At 79.1% G+C, this 230-nt stretch carries 1 pseudogene; it reads left to right on the top strand.

What is annotated here, in order from left to right:
- Positions 1-180, top strand: a pseudogene (locus tag SB754_RS23310) (glycosyltransferase family 2 protein); the annotation flags it as partial.
- Between the last annotated feature and the right edge of the window lie 50 nt (positions 181-230).

Here is a 230-nt window from a genome sequence, read left to right as displayed (position 1 = left end):
GCCGTCATCGTGGCCGTCGTGGTCCTCGGGATCGCGGCGCCTGCTGCGGCTGCAGCGGGGCGCCGCGCGCCCGGTCGTGCGGTCGCGGCGTACCTGACCTACGTGGTGCCCTTCGGTGCGGTGTTCTGGGCCGGGCGCGTCCGCGGCCTCCGGGTCCACCGGCGGTCGTTCGCCCGCTGACCGCGCGGGCCCCGGTCGCGGCTCAGGCCGTGTCGCGGTGCGGCAGCCGG

It is taken from the genome of Leifsonia sp. SIMBA_070, from assembly GCF_046534635.1.
Classification (GTDB): Bacteria; Actinomycetota; Actinomycetes; order Actinomycetales; family Microbacteriaceae; genus Leifsonia.
Note: the sequence above shows the minus strand (reverse complement) of the source record. Positions and strands in the feature narration are given on the sequence as shown.